Annotated in this window: 15 protein-coding genes; 9 read left to right on the top strand and 6 right to left on the bottom strand. The window is 69.1% G+C overall.

Annotation, left to right across the window (positions count from 1 at the left end):
* Window positions 1-40 precede the first annotated feature (40 nt).
* Genes NTY77_20435 through NTY77_20420 form a run of 4 tightly spaced genes read left to right on the top strand, consistent with a single transcriptional unit; the run spans window position 41 to window position 4784 of the window.
* Window positions 41-1321 carry an oligosaccharide flippase family protein gene (locus NTY77_20435; protein ID MCX5797865.1) on the top strand — a complete coding sequence of 427 codons (1281 nt, stop codon included), beginning with the start codon at window positions 41-43 and terminating at the stop codon, window positions 1319-1321.
* Window positions 1305-3056 (top strand): tetratricopeptide repeat protein, encoded by a 1752-nt coding sequence (locus NTY77_20430; protein ID MCX5797864.1) that lies wholly within the window; start codon window positions 1305-1307, stop codon window positions 3054-3056. Before NTY77_20435 ends, NTY77_20430 begins: the two co-directional genes overlap by 17 nt.
* A complete protein-coding gene (locus NTY77_20425; GenBank protein ID MCX5797863.1) occupies window positions 3053-4006 on the top strand; it encodes a glycosyltransferase family 2 protein in 954 nt (317 codons plus the stop codon). The genes NTY77_20430 and NTY77_20425 overlap by 4 nt, the downstream gene beginning before the upstream one ends.
* Complete coding sequence (locus tag NTY77_20420) at window positions 3981-4784, top strand: class I SAM-dependent methyltransferase (protein ID MCX5797862.1); 804 nt, start codon at window positions 3981-3983, stop codon at window positions 4782-4784. The genes NTY77_20425 and NTY77_20420 overlap by 26 nt, the downstream gene beginning before the upstream one ends.
* A 266-nt stretch (window positions 4785-5050) precedes the next feature.
* On the opposite strand, the gene NTY77_20415 is transcribed toward NTY77_20420, so the two are convergent.
* Window positions 5051-8179: a hypothetical protein gene (locus NTY77_20415; GenBank protein ID MCX5797861.1), complete on the bottom strand. Its 3129-nt coding sequence runs from the start codon at window positions 8177-8179 to the stop codon at window positions 5051-5053.
* A gap of 39 nt (window positions 8180-8218) precedes the next feature.
* On the opposite strand from NTY77_20415, the gene NTY77_20410 reads away from it, so the two are divergent.
* The 5 genes from NTY77_20410 to NTY77_20390 all read left to right on the top strand — a co-directional run bounded on the left by NTY77_20410 (window position 8219) and on the right by NTY77_20390 (window position 10247).
* Window positions 8219-8623 carry a type II toxin-antitoxin system VapC family toxin gene (locus tag NTY77_20410; protein MCX5797860.1) on the top strand — a complete coding sequence of 135 codons (405 nt, stop codon included), beginning with the start codon at window positions 8219-8221 and terminating at the stop codon, window positions 8621-8623.
* 171 nt (window positions 8624-8794) lie between these two features.
* Window positions 8795-9061, top strand: a complete 267-nt coding sequence (locus NTY77_20405) for a ribbon-helix-helix domain-containing protein (GenBank protein MCX5797859.1) — start codon at window positions 8795-8797, stop codon at window positions 9059-9061.
* Window positions 9054-9449: a PIN domain-containing protein gene (locus tag NTY77_20400; GenBank protein ID MCX5797858.1), complete on the top strand. Its 396-nt coding sequence runs from the start codon at window positions 9054-9056 to the stop codon at window positions 9447-9449. Before NTY77_20405 ends, NTY77_20400 begins: the two co-directional genes overlap by 8 nt.
* 105 nt (window positions 9450-9554) lie before the next feature.
* Window positions 9555-9824, top strand: a complete 270-nt coding sequence (locus NTY77_20395; protein MCX5797857.1) for a hypothetical protein — start codon at window positions 9555-9557, stop codon at window positions 9822-9824.
* Window positions 9825-9827: 3 nt separating this feature from the next.
* The gene (locus NTY77_20390; GenBank protein ID MCX5797856.1) at window positions 9828-10247 is read left to right on the top strand and encodes a PIN domain-containing protein; all 420 of its coding nucleotides are present in this window, start codon (window positions 9828-9830) and stop codon (window positions 10245-10247) included.
* Between the two features lie 11 nt (window positions 10248-10258).
* Here the strand turns inward: NTY77_20390 and NTY77_20385 are convergent, their stop codons facing one another.
* The 5 genes from NTY77_20385 to NTY77_20365 form a co-directional block, all read right to left on the bottom strand.
* Window positions 10259-11062 carry a hypothetical protein gene (locus NTY77_20385; GenBank protein ID MCX5797855.1) on the bottom strand — a complete coding sequence of 268 codons (804 nt, stop codon included), beginning with the start codon at window positions 11060-11062 and terminating at the stop codon, window positions 10259-10261.
* Window positions 11063-11080: 18 nt separating this feature from the next.
* On the bottom strand, window positions 11081-11287 hold the full coding sequence (locus NTY77_20380) for a hypothetical protein (protein MCX5797854.1): 207 nt from the start codon (window positions 11285-11287) through the stop codon (window positions 11081-11083).
* A gap of 283 nt (window positions 11288-11570) precedes the next feature.
* Window positions 11571-13589 carry a GAF domain-containing sensor histidine kinase gene (locus tag NTY77_20375; protein MCX5797853.1) on the bottom strand — a complete coding sequence of 673 codons (2019 nt, stop codon included), beginning with the start codon at window positions 13587-13589 and terminating at the stop codon, window positions 11571-11573.
* The gene (locus tag NTY77_20370) at window positions 13586-15388 is read right to left on the bottom strand and encodes a DnaA/Hda family protein (protein MCX5797852.1); all 1803 of its coding nucleotides are present in this window, start codon (window positions 15386-15388) and stop codon (window positions 13586-13588) included. Before NTY77_20370 ends, NTY77_20375 begins: the two co-directional genes overlap by 4 nt.
* Window positions 15385-16548, bottom strand: a complete 1164-nt coding sequence (locus tag NTY77_20365; protein ID MCX5797851.1) for a hypothetical protein — start codon at window positions 16546-16548, stop codon at window positions 15385-15387. Before NTY77_20365 ends, NTY77_20370 begins: the two co-directional genes overlap by 4 nt.
* Window positions 16549-16550 lie beyond the last annotated feature (2 nt).

The raw sequence follows: 16550 nt of genomic DNA, 5'->3' as shown, positions 1-16550 counted from the left end.
TCTCCCGTCTATATAGAACTTGGTAACATCAATAACATATTTGAATAACATATTTGTTGATTCCATAGAACAGCCTCCTTCGCGGCATGGGCTGCTCCTCGGCGGCCTGGCCTGGACCGCGGCCGGCTTCTCCGCGGCGCGCCTGGCCAGCCTGGCCCTGCATGTGGCGGCGGGCCGCGGGCTGGGCCCCGCCCAGTACGGCAATGTGCACCTGGCCATAGCGGTCTCGGACATCCTGGCCCTCATCGCCACATTGGGCATCCCCGCCACTTTGGTCAAGCGCCTGGCCGACTCCCCGGAGCCGGAGAAGCAAGGCGAGGCCGTGTCCGCCGCGTTCACCCTCTTCGGCTTGCTCTCGGCCGCGCTCTGGCTGCTGGTCTGCCTGCTGGGCCATTTCGCGGCCGCCGGCCTGCGCATGCCTGCCGGCCTCGTCTTCTGGGCCATGCTCCGCAGCTCGACTCTGGGGCTCTTCATCCTGTGCGGCAGCGTGCTCGTGGGGCACTCGGACTTCAAGAACCGGGGCTTGGCCGAAGCCCTCTACCAGGTCGCGGCTTTGGCTTTGGCCCTGGCCTTTCTGGCGGCCCGGCCGAGCTACGGCTCGGTCATGCTGGCTCTGAGCCTGGCCTTCATCCTGGGCGCCCTGTTCTGCATCCGGGCTTGGCCGCGCCTCGCGCTGGCGCCGCCCTCCGCCGCCTCCTGTCGGCCTCTGCTCGAGTACGGCCAGTTGGCCACATTGTGGACGGTCTCCTCGGTCCTCATACTCGCGACCGGAAGACTGCTCCTCAACTACTTCCACACCGGCGATGAGGTAGGCCTCTTCGGCGCCTATTACACCGGCACGGTCATGGTGGCCATGGCCCTCTGCGGGATACTGTCCACGGTGCTGTTCCCGGCGGCCTGCGGAGACGAGGCGCAGGCTTGGGCCTGGGCCATGCTGCGCCGCGCCGCGCCGTGGGCCTTGGCGCTCTGCCTGCCCGCTTTCCTGGCCTCGGGCGCGCTGTTCCTCGCGCTCTTCGGGCCCGCCTATCCCGTGCGCTGGGACTGGCTGGCGCTGTTTTCGGCCGGCGCCGCGCTGTTCGCGGCCAAGGAGCTCCTCGGGCAGGTCCTGGCCGCCCGGGATTCGGACGGAGTCCGGATCGCGATGCAAGGCGGCTTCCTGACCGCCGCGGTCCAGCTCGTCGTTGGGCTGCTGGCCATCCCGCGCTGGGGGCTGGCCGGAGCGGGCGCGGCCTTGGGCGCCGGCCTGCTCTGCGGCGTCCTCTATTACGGCCGCGGCATAGCCCGCCTCGGCCTCTGGAGCGGGCATGCGCCGCTGGCTTGAGCCCGCCTTGCTCGCGGCCGCGGTGGCGGCGGGCTTCGCCAACTCCTTGCCCAACGGCTTCTCCTTCGACGACCGCCGCGTGATTGTGGAGAACCCCAAGGTGACCGCCCAGCAGTGGGCCGCCATCTGGACCGGCCCGTGCTGGTTCCCGGACAAGGACGACCGCGGCTGGCGGCCGCTGACCGCGGCCAGCTTCGCCTTGGATTGGCGCTGGCACGGCCCCCGCGCCGCGCCCTTCCGGGTCAACGACCTGCTTCTGCACGCGGCAAACTCCGCCTTGGTCGTGCGCGTCGCGGCCGCGGCGGGTTGGACCGCAGGCGCGCCTCTGGCCGCGGGACTGCTCTTCGCCTTGCACCCCATACACACCGAGGTCCTCAACCCCATCGTGGGCCGCGCGGACCTGCTGGCCGCGCTCTTCATGCTGCTGTGCTGCTGGGCCTACGGCGCGGGCGCTCTGCCCTGGGCGCTGGCCTGCTTCGGCCTGGGCCTGCTGGCCAAGGAGAGCGCGGTCTCCTTCCTGTTCTTGCTCCCGGTCTATGCTCTGCGCCAGGGCTGGCGGAAGATCGACTGGCGGCGCCTGGTGCGCGACGCCTTGCTATTCGCCGCGGTCCTGGCCGGCTACATGCTCCTGCGCGACCAGCTCATCGGCAAATGGCTGCCCGGCGCCGGGGGCGTCAATCCCCTGGACAACCCCTTGGGCAACTCCCCCTTGTTCACGCGCGTGTCCAACGCCCTCTACGTGACGTGGCGCTACGTCCTTCTGCTCGTCGTGCCCTGGCCGCTCTCCGCGGACTACGCCTTCGACAGCATCCCGGTGCTCGGGCCCCTGGCCCCGCGCAACCTGGCCGCCATCCTGCTCCTGGCCGCGGCCGGCTGGGGGCTGTGGCGCTGGTCCCGGCGCCAGCCGCAGGCGGGCTTCGCGGCCGGCTTCTTCCTGGCCGCATTCCTGCTGGTCTCCAACATCCCCATCCCCATCGGCGCGATCATGGCCGAGCGCTTCGCCTACCTGCCCTCGGTCGGCTTCTGCCTGCTGGCCGCCCTCGCGCTCCAGAACCTCGGCCGCCGCGCCGGAACGGTCCTGCTCGTCCTCCTGTTGGCCGTATGGGCGGGCCTCTGCATCCGCCGCAACCGGGCTTGGCGGAGCGACGAGACCTTGTTCGTGAGCATCCTGGAGACCTCCCCGCGCTCGGTGCGCGGCATGGTCAACGCGGGCCAGGTCAGGCTGGAGCAGGGGCGCTTCGCTGAGGCGCGAGACCTCAACCTCGCGGCCTTGAGCCTCAAGCCCCTCCTCGGCGGCGAGAACCCCGCGGTCCGGGCGCCCCTGCCTTACAGCAACCTGGGCATAGCCTACATGCGCCTGGGCGACCTGCCCGCGGCCGAGGCGGCGCTGCAGGAGGCGCTCAAGCGCGACCCGCAGAGCCTCGACGCCTGGGTCAACCTCGGCATCGTGTTCGCCAAGCAGAGGCGCCTCGACGGCGCCATAAACGCCTTCGAGAAGGCTCTGGCCCTCGCGCCGGAGCCGGCGGCGGAGCCCCACCTCTACAAGCTCTATTACAACCTGGCCTTGGCCATGAAGCAGAAAGGCGAGTTCATCTACGCGGAAGGCGACCGGGCCGGGGCGCTGGCCTTGTTCCGCCAGTCTTCGGCCAACTACGAGAAGGCCCTGGAGCTCAAGGGCGACTACGCGGAAGCCCGGGCCGGCCTCCAGGCTCTGCGCCTGCGGCTGCAGAGATGAACCCGGCACTCTCCGTCCTCATCGCCACCCGCGACCGCAAGGAGCTCCTGGCGCGCTGCCTGTCGGCCTTGGCCGAGCAGAGGGTCCCGGCCGCCTCCGGCGCCTTCGGCGGCTGCGAGGTCCTGGTCAGCGACGACGGCTCCAGCGACGGGACCGCGGAGCTCATCGCGGGCCTGCGGCCCGGCTACCCCTGGCCGCTGAGGTACCACGCCCAGCCCAACCGCGGCCCGGCCGCGGCGCGGAACTGGGGGCTGGGCGAGGCAACGGGCCGGATCATACTCATGCTGGGAGACGACATCATCCCCGCTTCCCGGGACTTCCTGCAGGAGCATCTGCGCTGGCACGACGAGCGCTTCCCCGAGCCGGAAACCGCGGTGCTGGGCCGCACCGCCTGGTCTACGGAGTTGGAGATCACGCCTTTCATGCGCTGGCTGGAGGACAGCGGCATCCAATTCGATTATCGCGGCTTACGGCAGGGGGATATGGCCGGCCACAAGCGCTTCTACACCAGCAACATCTCCGTCAAGAAGGCGTTCCTCCGCGACGACAGGTTCGACGAGCGCTTCCCCTATCCGGTCCTGGAGGACCTCGAGTTCGGCTATCGCCTCGAGCGGCGCGGCCTGCGCATCGCCTTCAACCCGCGGGCCCGGGCGCTGCACCTTCACCCGGTGACGCTGGACGGCTACTGCCGGCGCGCCGAGCTGACCGGCGCCTCGGCCGCGACCTACTACCGCCTGCACCCGGAACTGGAGGACAGGTCCTGGCTGCGCCGGCTGCAGGGCCTGGCGCTTCGCGTCCTTTTCAACGACGCCGCCATGCCGTTCTGGCTGCGGGCCGCCAAGTTCTTCGAGAAGCGGCTGGCTTTCCACTATCTCTTCCTTGCGGTCTACGCCCGCTACTTCTGCAAAGGCTTGGCCGCCGCCCGTGAGAGCGCTCAGAGAAGCCCTTAAGCGGCTCCTCCCCAAGAGGGCCGTCTTCGTCCTGGGCCTGGCCTGGACCAAGCTGACCTGGCCGCTCTATCGCGGCGCCGGCCGCGAGTGCCTGCTGTGCGGCAGGCAGGCGCGCCGTTTCCGGCCGGCGCGCCGCGACTTGCCGGTCTTGCGCGAGCTGCACGTGGTCGGCGGCATGCGTCGCGACGAGGCCGGCTGCCCTTATTGCGCCTGCGAGGACCGCGAGCGGCTCGTGTTCTGGTTCCTGCGCGAGAAGACCGGCGCCTTCTCGCAGCGCCTGCGCCTGCTGCACCTGGCCCCGGAGAGGATGCTCCGCAAGATATTGCGGGCCCGGCCCAACCTCGATTATGTGGGCGCGGACCTGGACCCGGCCCCAGGCGACCTGGCCGCAGACGTGGCGCGCCTGCCTTTCCCCGACGCGGATTTCGACGCGCTCATCTGCGACCACGTCCTGGAGCACGTGCCCGACGACCGCAAGGCCATGGCCGAACTCCTGCGCGTGCTCAAGCCCGGCGGCTGGGCCATCCTCCAGGTCCCCGTCTCCAAGGTCTTGAAGGAGACTCGGGAAGACCCCGCGATCTCCTCCCCGCGGGAGCGGGAAAGGCTCTTCGGTCAGGACGACCACGCGCGCATCTACGCCTCGGACTACGCGCAGCGCCTGGGGGCGGCGGGCTTCTCGGTCTCGGCCCGTACCGCGCTGGAGCTCTGCGGGCCGCAGGCGTGCTCCCGCTACGGTCTCAACGAGGAGGAGACGCTCTTCTTCTGCCGCCGGCCGTGACCGCTCGGGGGGAAGACCGCGGCCTGCGCTGCGCTCCGGCCGGTGGCGCCCGGCTGACGACCGCTAGGCGCTCGTTCATATCCCGACAGTTTTCCGCGAAGGGTGGGATAAGAGGAATCGAGCGGTCAATAATGAGTCGGTCTCCCTCCGTTTTTGAAAAAATTATCCTGTATCTATAAGCGCTATTCGCATCGCGCGCGCGATGTTGATAACGCTTATTTTTTCAGCGTTATTTTTTCAAAAACGCAGGATTTTGCCGAGCGGCGCTACTCCACGGAGCAGGCCCCGAGCATGGGGTTGCCGTGGATGGATTGCAGCCAGGACTTGAGCCCTGGGTCGTAGACGACGCAGCGCAGCTTGGGGATGCCGTTGAGATAGTCGGGGATGGTCTTCTTGGAGATGCGCAGGGTCTCGAAGCGGTACTTGTCCCCGGCGACCTCGAGGAGCTTGACGAAGGTGATCTCGCCCACGTCCATGGGCTCGGGCTTCATCGCGCCTGGAGCGAGGCCCTTGAGGTTGTCCGTGATGAACTGCGCCTCGAAAGGCGACCAGCGCGAGCCGGGCGGCCCCCCGGGAGACCCGGAGGACGAGGCCTCCTTGGGCTCGGTCAGGCTGTAGGTCCGGGTCGCGTACTCGACCTGGAATTCCTTGGCCAGGTCCGCGAACGCCGCGCCCTGCCGGGCTCGCGCGAGGATGGCGTCGCGCTTGCGGTAGGCCTCGCCCTGCACCTTGCGGTCGAAGGTCACGAACTTATGGAAGGGCGGGGGCACCAGGCTCTTGCGCAGGAATATCCGCTCGTAGCGCCGGCGGCCCGCGTCCCCCGGCCAGCCGGAGCCCGGATCCCAACCGAAGTGCTTCTTGATGCAGGCGAGGATGTCCGGCGCGCGGGTGCCTTCGTCAACGCGCTGGACCTCCCGGGAATAGTCCTCGGCCGAGAGCTCGACGCGCGCCTCCCGCCGCAGCACATCCTCCATGATGTCGGACTCGAGGCTGCGCATGAGGCCCGCCTTGCGGCTGCTCAAGGCGTCCGGGCCGTAGCAGTTCTCCGTCGCGGTGAAGTCCGTCAGGTCCTGCTCGGTGATGAGGCCCTTCTCGCCGATCCGGGCGATGACGCCGGCTTCCGTCGGCGGGGCAGGCGGTGGAGCAGGGGGGGCTGGCTTTGCTGCCGCGACAGGAGCAGCGGGCTTGGCCGGTTCCTTGGCCGGCGGAGCGAACGCGGGCTTCGCGGCTGCGACGGGCGGAGGCGACGGCGCGCTGGGAAGCGCCGTCCCCGAAGGCGCAGGCCGTTCTCCTCTCGCCGGAGGGGGAGCGGGGTGCGCGGGCTTCGCTGCGGGAAGGGACGCGGGCTTCGAAGCCGCGGGCAGCGGGACCGAGGGCTCGGCCGCCGCAGCCGCCTTGCCTAGCGGGGCGGACCTTGCGTCCGTGAACTCGAACCAGACGCTCTGGCCTTCCGGGGACCGGTAGACCGGCGTGAACCTCCAGTCCGGCTTGCCTTTCAGCCCCGGCCCAGGCAGGCCGGCCAAGCGCCGCATCTGGAAGAGCTCCTCCATGCGGCCCTGCCTGAGGGGATGATCCGGGGGCAGCCCGAGATAGTCGGAGTAGACCTGCCGGATGCCCTCTCCGCTCACGTCCTGGCCCAGCACGTAGCGTACGCGGTTCTTGCGCAGGACGGCCAGAGCCTCGTCCGCGGTCCGGGCCGAGTAGAACGCCGCCTCTTGCTCCACGCCGTGGCCGAAGGGGTCGGCCACGACCGGCCGGCGGGCGAGATAGACCAAGGCATGGCCCAGGCTCCAGGGCGCCAGCACCCCGTACTCGGGCTTCTGGCCCGCCTCCAGGTAGCCGGAGGTGGGCGGGGTCTCGCGGCCCAGGGCCTCCATCGCGGTGTACTCATCGTCCGTCAACGAGAGGTAGCGGTACGGACTGGCTTGGGACAGAGACCACAGCCAGCGGCCGGACGGGATGAAGGCCAAGGCCAGGACCAAGAGCGCGGCGGCCCGGAACTTGGGGAACTCGGCCTTGGCCTTGAGCCAGGCCGCGGCCAGGACCAAGGCCATTGCATATGAGAAGACATAGATGTAGCGCAGCTGCACCATGGCCAATAGGTAGAGGACGGACGGCCAGACCCAGAGAAAGGCGTCCTTTTTGCGCCAGCAGACCCAGGCCCACAGCACGGGGAAGACGGCCAGCAGGTAGGTGCAACTCTGGAACGCGTACTTGGGACGGAAACCGCCCTCCAGCCCGGGGAAGAAGAGGGGCTGGTACTCGGAGATGTACTTGAGCCAGGGCTGGCCCTTGAACAGCACCCGCGCGGCTCCGGCGCAGACGGGCCAAGCCAGGAGCGCGGCCAGAGCCCCGGATACCAAGGCCAGAGCGCAGAGCTTGGCCGCGGACGGCAGTCCCATGGAGGCGCCTTCAGCGGCGCCGGCCCCGCCGGACTTGGCTGCGCGCATTTGCTCGGCGAGCTTCAGGGCCGCGGCGAAGAAAGCCATCAGGAGCGGCTGGAAGAAGGAGTACTGCTCGAACATGAGCCAGCGCGGGACCGCGGCCATGCGCTGGACCTCTCCCTCAGCCCCCAGGCTGGAGCCGGCGCTGGCCAGAAGCAGGACCGCGGGCAGAGCGAAGACCGGCCAGAGGGCGGCTCCGCCGAGGACGACATGGACCGCGCACACCAGCCAGAGGATGCCGGCATAGACGGGGGTCAGGCCGGGCGTGACCAAGGTCAGAAGCCACAGCGCGGCTCCGGCGGCGAGGAGCAGCGACGGGTGGCGGCCCGGAGGGCTTCCCGCCGGCGCCAGCAGCCCCGCGGAGCGGGGCGATGCCGCCGGCGGGATACCGGGCCGACAGGACCCGTCGCCGGCTCGCAGAAGGGCCAGCACGAGCAGGCTGGCCAGACCGAAGAGCAAGGACTCCAGCACGTGCTGGTCGAAATTGCCCAGCATCGTGTAGTTGACGTGCCCGGGCAGGACGGCCAGGATGGCCGCGCACCAGACCGCCCCCTCGGCGCCCAGCAGGGACCAGCCCAGGCCCAGGGCCGCCAGGACGCAGAGCGCGCCCAGCACCGCCGCCAGCCAGGCGCAGTACCGCTCCAAAGAGGCCCGGTCCCGGGCGTCCACGCCCAGGACCATCGCGGAGAGGGCCGCGCCCTTGGCCAACAGCGGCCCCCAGTGGCCGCGGCCGCCCTCCGGGAAAGCCAGATAGGGATCAGGCTCCGGCAGGGCCAAGCCGTTGCGCATGGCGAACTCGGTGCGCCGCAGCTCGCACCAGGAGTCGTTGGCGAAGAGGAAGACGCGCCCGTCGTGGAAGACCCGGGAATAAGGCAGGGCCCGGACCGCGAGGGCGGCCAAGAACAAGCCCGCGGCCAGTAGCCATCGCCCCCGGGCATCGCCGCCGGTCATGGGAGAATCTTACCTCTTTCCGAACGCCAGGCAGAAGGTATCCACGTCCTCGACGCATCCGTCGCGCTCAAGTGGTTCGTCGAGGAAAGCGGAACCGCGCAGGCTGTCGCCCTGAGCGACGAATTCCTGGCCGGCAAGATCGTGCTGGCGGCCCCGGACCTGCTGCTCTATGAAGTGGCCAATGCCCTGAGATTCAAGAGGGAATTCGGGGAGGCCGCCGTCCAAGAAGCCGTCCGTTCCTTGCTGGACACGGGAGTGGAGATTTTCACGCCGACCGAGGAGTCGCTCCACAGAACCATCCAGCTCACCTTCCGCACCGGTCTCTCGTTCTACGATTGCCTTTATGTCGCCCTGGCCGAGCAACTGGGCGCCTACCTTATCACGGCCGATCGCGCGATTCATAAGAAGACGGAGTCTTTGCTGCGCGTCTCCATGGTCGAGTAAAAGATCTCCGAACCCGTTCATCGCCCCGCCCCCGCCCCCCGCCTCGATCCTCTAGGGAACTTTTTCCGGCCCGGCTCGTATAGATTGCATGGACTGGTCATGGCTCGGGCTCCGATTCCGCCGCCGCAGTCGCCCTTGCCAAAACCAAGGAGGCGATGTATGCTATACATCATGATGAAGCGCTCCCAGATCTATCTCCCCATGGAGCAGTGGCGCCTGCTGGGCGCCTTGAGCCGCCAGGAGCGCCTGTCCGTCTCCGAGCTGATCCGCCGGGCCATCGCCCGGATCTACAAAGGCCAAGAGGCGGATTTCGAGAAGGCTCTGCGCCAAGCCGCCGGCCTCTGGAAGGACCGCGAGGACCTCCCCCCCGCGCAAGCCTATGTCCGCGGCTTGCGCCGCGGCGGCCGGATTTCCAGGCTCTACCGCGGACATGCCTGAGCTCCTGCTCGACTCCGACGTCATCATCGAGGTCCTGCGCGGCAATGCCGTCCTGGTCGAGCAGCTCCGCGCCCAGCGCGGGGCGGGCCGGCTGCTGGCCTACACCCCCGTGGCCAAGGCCGAGATCTATCACGGCCTGAGGCCCGGCGAGGAGAAGGCGGCGGAGGGCTTCTTCGCCGCGTGCCTCGGCCTTCCCATCAACGACGAGGTCGCGGAACAGGCCGGCCGCTATCTGGCGGCGTATCACCGCAGCCACGGCATCGAGCTCGGCGACGCGCTGGTGGCGGCGGCGGCGCGCGTACATCGCGCGGTCCTTTTTACGCTGAACCGCCGACACTATCCGATGCAGGACATCCGATTCCATGACATGCCCGGCCGCGTCCATTAGCCGCGGCGCGCCGGCCACGCAACGCCGGTCCAGAGCGAGGGCCCGCCATGGCTGGCAAGACCCGCCCTTGAGGAGACGATGAACATCTTGTACAATATGTACAGAATGAACGAATCCACCCCGCCCCACTCCCGCCTGAGCCTCACCCAGGCCCGGCGCCTCCTGCCCGGACTCATCCACGAGCTGGAGCTCCACCCCGACCGCGTGTTCCACATCTTCCGGCGCGACCGCCCCGTCGCGGAGCTCCAGGCCCCGCCCCAGGTGGCCCGCAAAGGCCTGGCCGCGCAGCGCCTGCTCAAGCTCGCCCAGGCCGCCCCCCGCAGAGGCCCGGCCTCCGGCCGCGTCTCCGAGGACACCGACCGGCACGTCTACTGAAGCATGAACTCGTGGCCCCGCCGCGTCTTCTGCGACACCTCCTTCTTCTTCGCCTGCCTCGAAGCCCGTGACGCCCACCACGCGCAGGCCGTGGCGTGGCTGGAGCAATCCGAGCGCCGGCAGACCGCTTTCTGGACCACCTGGGAGGTCATTGGCGAGACCGTCACCTTGCTGCGCCGGAGATCGGGCTACGACCGGGCCCAGGAATTCATCCGGCAGGTGGTGCCGGCCCTGCACACGGCGGAGCTTGACGGCTCCGCCCGGCAGGAGTCCCTCGAGGTCTTCCTGCGTTTCGCCCAGGACAAGGAGCTCTCGCTGTGCGACTGCATCTCCTTCGTCGTGCTGACCACCCGGTTGGCCCATACCTCCACGGCGACCTTCGACAAGCATTTCCAGATGCTCGGCCTGCCCATCCTGCGGTAGAGCCCCGCCGCTCATCGCGCCGCCCCCTGCGCCGCCTTGGTTCCCCCGAACGCCAGGCAGAAGGAGATCCGGTGCGCCTCCCCCAGCTCGCCGTAGGGCACCAAGGCGTAGTCCAGGTTGCCGAAGCGCGAGCGCACCCCCAGACCAATGAAGAACCCGTAGAGCTCGCTCAAGCCCGACGACGTGCTCCCCAGATCCTTGCCCATCACCGCCTGCCTCTGCTCATGCGTCGTCGTGCGCAAACCCGCGCGCAGGGCGAACGGCCCGAAGCCCAGGTACTCCCCCCCCAGGCGCAGCACCGGCTCCGAGTCCCGGGCGAAGGCGAGCTGCAGGCTCACCGCGTGCGGGAAGCGCTTCGTCATGCCCAAGGCCGCGCCCAGCCTGAAGATCAGAGGCAGCGGGTAGGACTCGCTCAAGTAGCGCAGCTTCGTGCCCGCGTTGGCCAGGCTCGCGCCCACGGACACCGGGTAGGCCTCGAAGCGCTTGAGCGCCCCCAGGTCCGCGGCGAAAGCCATAGCCGAGGTGCCGCCGATCTCGGAGCGGATCAAGCGCCCCGTCGCCCCCAGAGCCACCCCGCCGACCACCCGGCCGTAGCTCGCGGCCAAGGCCAGGTCCGAGGCGCTATAGGTTCCCTCCGGGTTGTCGGTCTCGGAGGTGCGCCGCTCCATGCCGCCCACGTTGAGGCTGGTCACGCTCAAGCCGAAGGGCCGCCTGACGAAGCCGACCTGGCTCAAGGACACGCCCTGGACCTGCATGGCCTGGGAGAAGAGCAGCTCGTTCTTGCCGCCGGTGGACAAGGCGGCCGAGGCGGGCAAGGCCAGGCCCGCCGGGTTTTAGTGCAGGGCGGCCACGTCGTCGGCCACGGCCGCGAAGGCCTCGCCCAGGCCGAAGGGCCTGGCCCCGTAGCCCAGCTCCAGGAAGGTCGCCGCGCTGGTGCCCGCGCCCGCGGCTGCGGCAGAGCAGGGCAGCAGCGTTAGGAAGACGACAATAAGTATCGAGTGTAACTCTCGAAAAAAATTTCTCGGCGTATGGCTGGGCATTGCTCAGGCCGTCCAGTTACGGCCAAGGCAGGTCCCCTTACCGGAATCCCTGAGCTTCGGAATTCCGGTTCCTTCTTCCCGAATTTCGAGACTCTCCTATCTGACCAATTAGGAGTCCATAAGACTAATATAGGGGTTAGGGTAACCCCCTTTATCAAATCTGTCAATGTGATTTTTGTTACACTCGGCGGCTGCTCAAGACCAATGCAGTCGGCGCGGCGGAGGGGAGAAAGTGAGGTTCCGGGCAGGCTCTCAGCGGGACGGCGGGCGCCTCAGGGGCGCCTCAATCCCCGGCCCCTGCGGCCGCCGGCTGCAGCGGCAAGGCGAAGCAGAAGCGCGTCCCCTTGCCCGGCTCCGACTGGAACCAGATGCGCCCGCCGTGCCGGGAGACCACCTCCTTGGCGATGGTCAGCCCCAGCCCCGTGCCGGGAGTCGATATCTCGGAGCGGTTGCGGGCCCGGAAGAACTTCTCGAAGATCCGGCTTTGGTCGTCCGGGTGGATGCCGATGCCGTCGTCGGCCACGCAGACCTCCACGGTCTCGCCCTGGCGCGAGAGGCTCACGGCCACGCGCCCCCCCGGCCGGGTGAATTTGACCGCGTTGGAGATCAGGTTGTCCACGGCCAGGCCCAGCCATTTGGCGTCGCCCACGACCTCGGGGACCGGCGCGGAGGCCTCCACCGTGATGGTCTTGCCCGCTTCCCCCGCCCGGAGGCTGTGGTTGGCGACGCTGGCGCGGACCACGGCCTCCAAGGCCACCGCGGCCTTCGCCATCTCCATGTTGGCTTCCAGGCGCGAGCAGTCCAGCAGGTCCGAGACGAGGCTGGCCAGGCGCTTGACCTGCGCCTCGGAGATCCTCAGGAACTCCTGCTGCTGCGCGCTCAGGGGCCCGGCCTCCCCGCTGAGCAGCACGTCCAGGAAGCCCGACAGCGAGGTCAGCGGCGTCTTGAACTCATGGCTGACCGTGGAGACGAAATCGCTCTTCATGCGGTTGAGATTGGCCAATTGCTCCGCCACCTGGGAGAGCTTGCGGTTCAGGATGGCCGTTTCCACGATGACCGCGGCCTCTTCGGCGATGATGGTCATCATCTCGACCTGCTCGCCGCTGAAATAGTCCTTCTGGAAGCTGCCCACGCGCATGACCCCGATGCAGCGCTCCTCCACCAGCAGGGGGATGACCATCAGGGAATGCACCTTCCAGAGCTTGGCGTAGTGGGCGATGACGTTGGGGTCGCTCTGCGCGTCGCCGGTCAGGAAGGGCCGGCGGGTCCGGTAGACCCGCACCGAGGAGGCGTCGTCGCGGGACAGCGGCATGCGGTAGAACTGCTCTTCCCCCTCCAGGCCGTAGGCCCCCGCCTGGGTGACCAGCTCCTGGGTCTCCTCGTCGAAGAGCAGGAAGGCCACCAGGTCCGCCTGCAGGTACTTGGCCACGATGGAGACGATGGCGCCGAGGGACTCCGTCTTGGCCCCCCGCGAGATCAAAGCCTCGGCCACGTCATGGAGGGTGCGCACCTCGCGGGCCTTCTCGATGAGCCTGGTGTGGGTATGAGTGAGCTCCTCGATGGCCGAGGTCAGTCCGCCCTGGAGGCGCTCGCTGGCCTGGGAGAGCCGCACCAGGCCGTCGACGATCTCGGCCAAGGACGTGGCCAGGCGCCGCACGATGTCGAGGAACGGCTCGGCCGCCTGCAGCCCCGCGCCCCGGGGGTCGCGGTCCGCGGCGACCAGCAGGCCTTCGGAGCTCCCCGACCGCCCCCAGGGGATCAGGCGCAGGACGCAGAAGCCGTGGTCCGCCAGCAGGCGCAGCAGGGGGTCGGTCTCGGAGCCCCGGGCGCCTGCGGTATCGGAGGTTCCGCAGGTGCCGGCGGGACGGAATTCCTTACCGCCGGCGCCGGCGCCGGTGATGGGCTTGGTCAGCCCCCCCTCCTCCGAAGCTTGGCGCAAGAGGGCGGAGCCGAAGTCCCAAGCGTCCTGGCCCAGTTCGGACCAGACCCGGCCCCGCGCCGCGACCATGATCCCTTCGTCGGTGCCGCCGGCGCGGCGGACCCAGCACAAGGCGAGCTCCGGCAGGCGCTGATGCAGGCAGACCACGCAGCGCTGCCCCATCTCGTTGAGCGCATGCGGCGCGGTACCGGTGGAAAGATGCAGCTCCAGCACCTCCAGGGCGAAGCGCCGCAGGTCCCCGGCCCGCTCCCGGACCGCGCGCAGTTCCCGGTCCAGAGGCAGCAGCCGCCGGAACACGAAGAACCAGTACGTCGCGAAGCCGGCCACCAACGCGGCGAGGGCCAGCGTCAGGCCGGGGTTCATCTCTTGAGGAACACCTTGAAGTCCAGATGCGCGGCCAGGAAGGGCCTGGTGGTGGTGGTCTCGGTGAACGGGATCCAGCCCGCGGCCAGGCCGAAACTGTCGAGGATATGCCGCACGGCGTGCGCGAACTCGCCCTCCCGCGCGGCCAGCCGGGCTTCGCGCGGCGGACCGAGGACCAAGGCGGCCTGGGCGTTGGACCTCTGGCAGGACTCGCCAATCTGGAAAGGCACCCCCAAAGGCTGCTCCGCGTCGTAGGATTCGCAGAGCACATGATTATAGGTCTGCGTCGCGCCGAACTCCGCGCCGATCTTGTAGAAGCGGGCCACCAGCCAGGTCACCATGGCGTCCTGGCCACGGGGGCAGAACAGGGCCAGGTTGACCGCGTCCGCCGCGGGAGCCGGCGGCGCGAAGTGCCGGCTGGCCTCCAGCTCGGTCGAGTTGGGCAAGTCCGCCTGGCTGCCCCTGGCGCCCGCGCTGAAGAGGTCTCCCAGCATGTCGTCGTTGGCGGGCGTGGAGCCCTTGCCGCGGTAAAGCTCGCCGAGCGCCTTCCAGCGCATCACATAACGCGGGAACTCGCTGTAGGTGGAGCCCAGCCGCTCATGGAGCTTCTTGATCTCGGCGCCCGCCAGCTGGGCACCCGTGCGGTCCACGAAGGCGGTGATCATGTCCTCTTGGACGGTCAGACTGGCCGGTTTCATATCCACGGCCCAGCCCTTGGCCAAGGAGATCTTGAGCGCCTCCTCCACCGCCCCCAAGGTCCGGGGCGGGTAGACGGAAGTGAGGACCACCTGGAGGTTGCGCGAGAAGAACTCCCCGAACAGCCGGGCCAGCGTCGCCTGGTTCTTGTCCGTGATGGCCAGAAGATGCACGTCGTCGACCAGCAGGGCCTTGGCCCCCTCGACGAGCTTGGCGATCTCGGGGAGGCGGTTCTCGGCCAGAGCGCAGCTCACCGCGTTGGCCAGGGCCGCGCCCGTGGTGACGAGGACCGACTGCTCGTCCCAGTTCTTCTTGAGGGCCGAGGCGATGGCATGCAGCATATGCGTCTTGCCCACTCCGGGCGCGCCGTAGACGAACAAGGGATTGTACATGGTCCCGGGCGAGCCGACCACGGAAGTGGCGGCCGCGTGCGCGAAGCGGTTGTAGGCGCCGACCAGCAGGCTGTCGAAAGTGAGCTTGGGCTGAGGGCTGGACTTCAGGCCCCACAGCGGCCTGGCTGCGCCAGCGGCCGCGGTGCCGGGGGACAGGACCGACGGTACCGGTGCCGGCTCCGGTGCCGGTGTCGGTTCGGGTGCCGGTGTCGGTTCCGGTGCAGGTGTCGGCTGGGGAGGCGTCACCGCCGTCTCCGCCGCAGAAGGGCCCGTCGCTGGCGACGGCTCCGGGAGGATCGGAGCGGACAGCGTAGGCGGGGTGAGCACGGGCCCGGCGTCCGTGGGTCCGGCGGCGGACGCCGCCTGCGCCCCGCTGAGGTCCGCCACGCCCGGGACACCAGGGGCCTCCCGCACCAGGGGCGGGATATCCGGCAGCGCTGGGGCCGGAGAGGATGCCTCCATGTGACCTAGCGCGTTGGGAGCGATCTCCTTGAGATATTGGGCGACCTTGTCCAACCCGTCCTTGGTGATCGCATGCAGATAGATGGTGAAATTGAAACCCTCGTCATGCTCGATACTCATCGGCCGGCCGCACATCGCCCCGAACCTCTTGACGAGCTGGCTGACGTGCGTCATATTGCCCTGGATCAGCAGGACATAGCGGGCCGCGTCATGGGGGCTGGGATCGGGACGCAGGGACCACTTAGTCATGAACCCTCGCAGGGCAGCAGCATGACGTCCACCACGATGTCGATGGCCACCGACCTTTTCCCGACGTCGCTCGGCGCCACCGGCCGGAACATGACGCCCCCGCCCGCGATAGCCTCGCTCCATTCGCGCAGCTTCGCCTCGGAGATCCCTTGGACGATGCCCAAAGCGGCAACGGCCTTGGCCTGGCGGAGCCGCGTCAGGATGCTCTTGCCGTCGCAGCCTTCCATGATCGGCTGATAGAGGGCCCGCCGCAAGAAAAGCGGCTTCTTGGGCACGGTCTGGGCGGTCTGGTCGAGCAACTTGGCCAAAGATTCGCGCTCGGCTTCGAACTGGCTCAGGTAGAGGAACGCCACGCGCCGTGTCTGGTCCTTGCCGATATTCCCCGGAGCCGGGATATCGGGCAGCGCATCCGCCGGCGGCAAGCCGCGCAGGGGCGGGAACGCCGGCGCCGCCGTCTGCGCAGGTTTGGCCGCAGGCGCCGGGACGGCCGCTGGCGCAGGGGGGATCACCGGCGCGGGCTTGGCCGCGGGCGCCGGGATGGCCACCGGGGCAGGGGGAATCGCCGGTGCCGGCTTGGCCGCAGGCGCCGGGACGGCCACCGGGGCAGGGGGAATCACCAATGCAGGCTTGGCCGCAGGCGGCGGGACGGCCGCTGGCGCAGGGGGACTCACCGGCGCAGGCTTGGCCGCAGGCGCCGGGACGGCCGAAGGCGTGGAAGCACGGGACGCAGGCTGAGCGGCGCCTGTCTGCGCTCCGCCTCCAAGACCGAACTCCAAAGGCGGCTTGTCGGAGAAGGCGGGCGGGGCCGCAGGTTTGGGCGGCGACATCGGCGCCTTCGCCGGCGGGAGCGACCGTGCTCCCAGCTCGACCGGCTGGTCCCGAAGCGCGGGGGGCGGCGGCGGCGCAGGCGGTTTGGGCGCGGCCTGGGCCGGAGGCGCCTCGACGACGGGCTTGGGCGCCGGCGCAGGAGGCTTGGGGGGAGGAGGCGTCCCTTCCGGGACCCGACGCACATCAGGAAGTGCTTTGGGCGTCAGGGACGGCGGCTCTGCGGGAGCGGAGGGCGGCGGCGCACCGCCCAGATCGGAGAGGATGGCCTCGAGATCGCTGAGGATGTTCTTGACCTCTTGGTCGGGCGGGCCCTCCCGTTTCTCGTCAGCCATAA

This window comes from Elusimicrobiota bacterium (assembly GCA_026388095.1).
GTDB lineage: Bacteria > Elusimicrobiota > Elusimicrobia > UBA1565 > UBA9628 > UBA9628.
The sequence above is the reverse complement of the archived record's forward strand: the minus strand, read 5'-3'. Positions and strand labels throughout refer to the sequence as shown.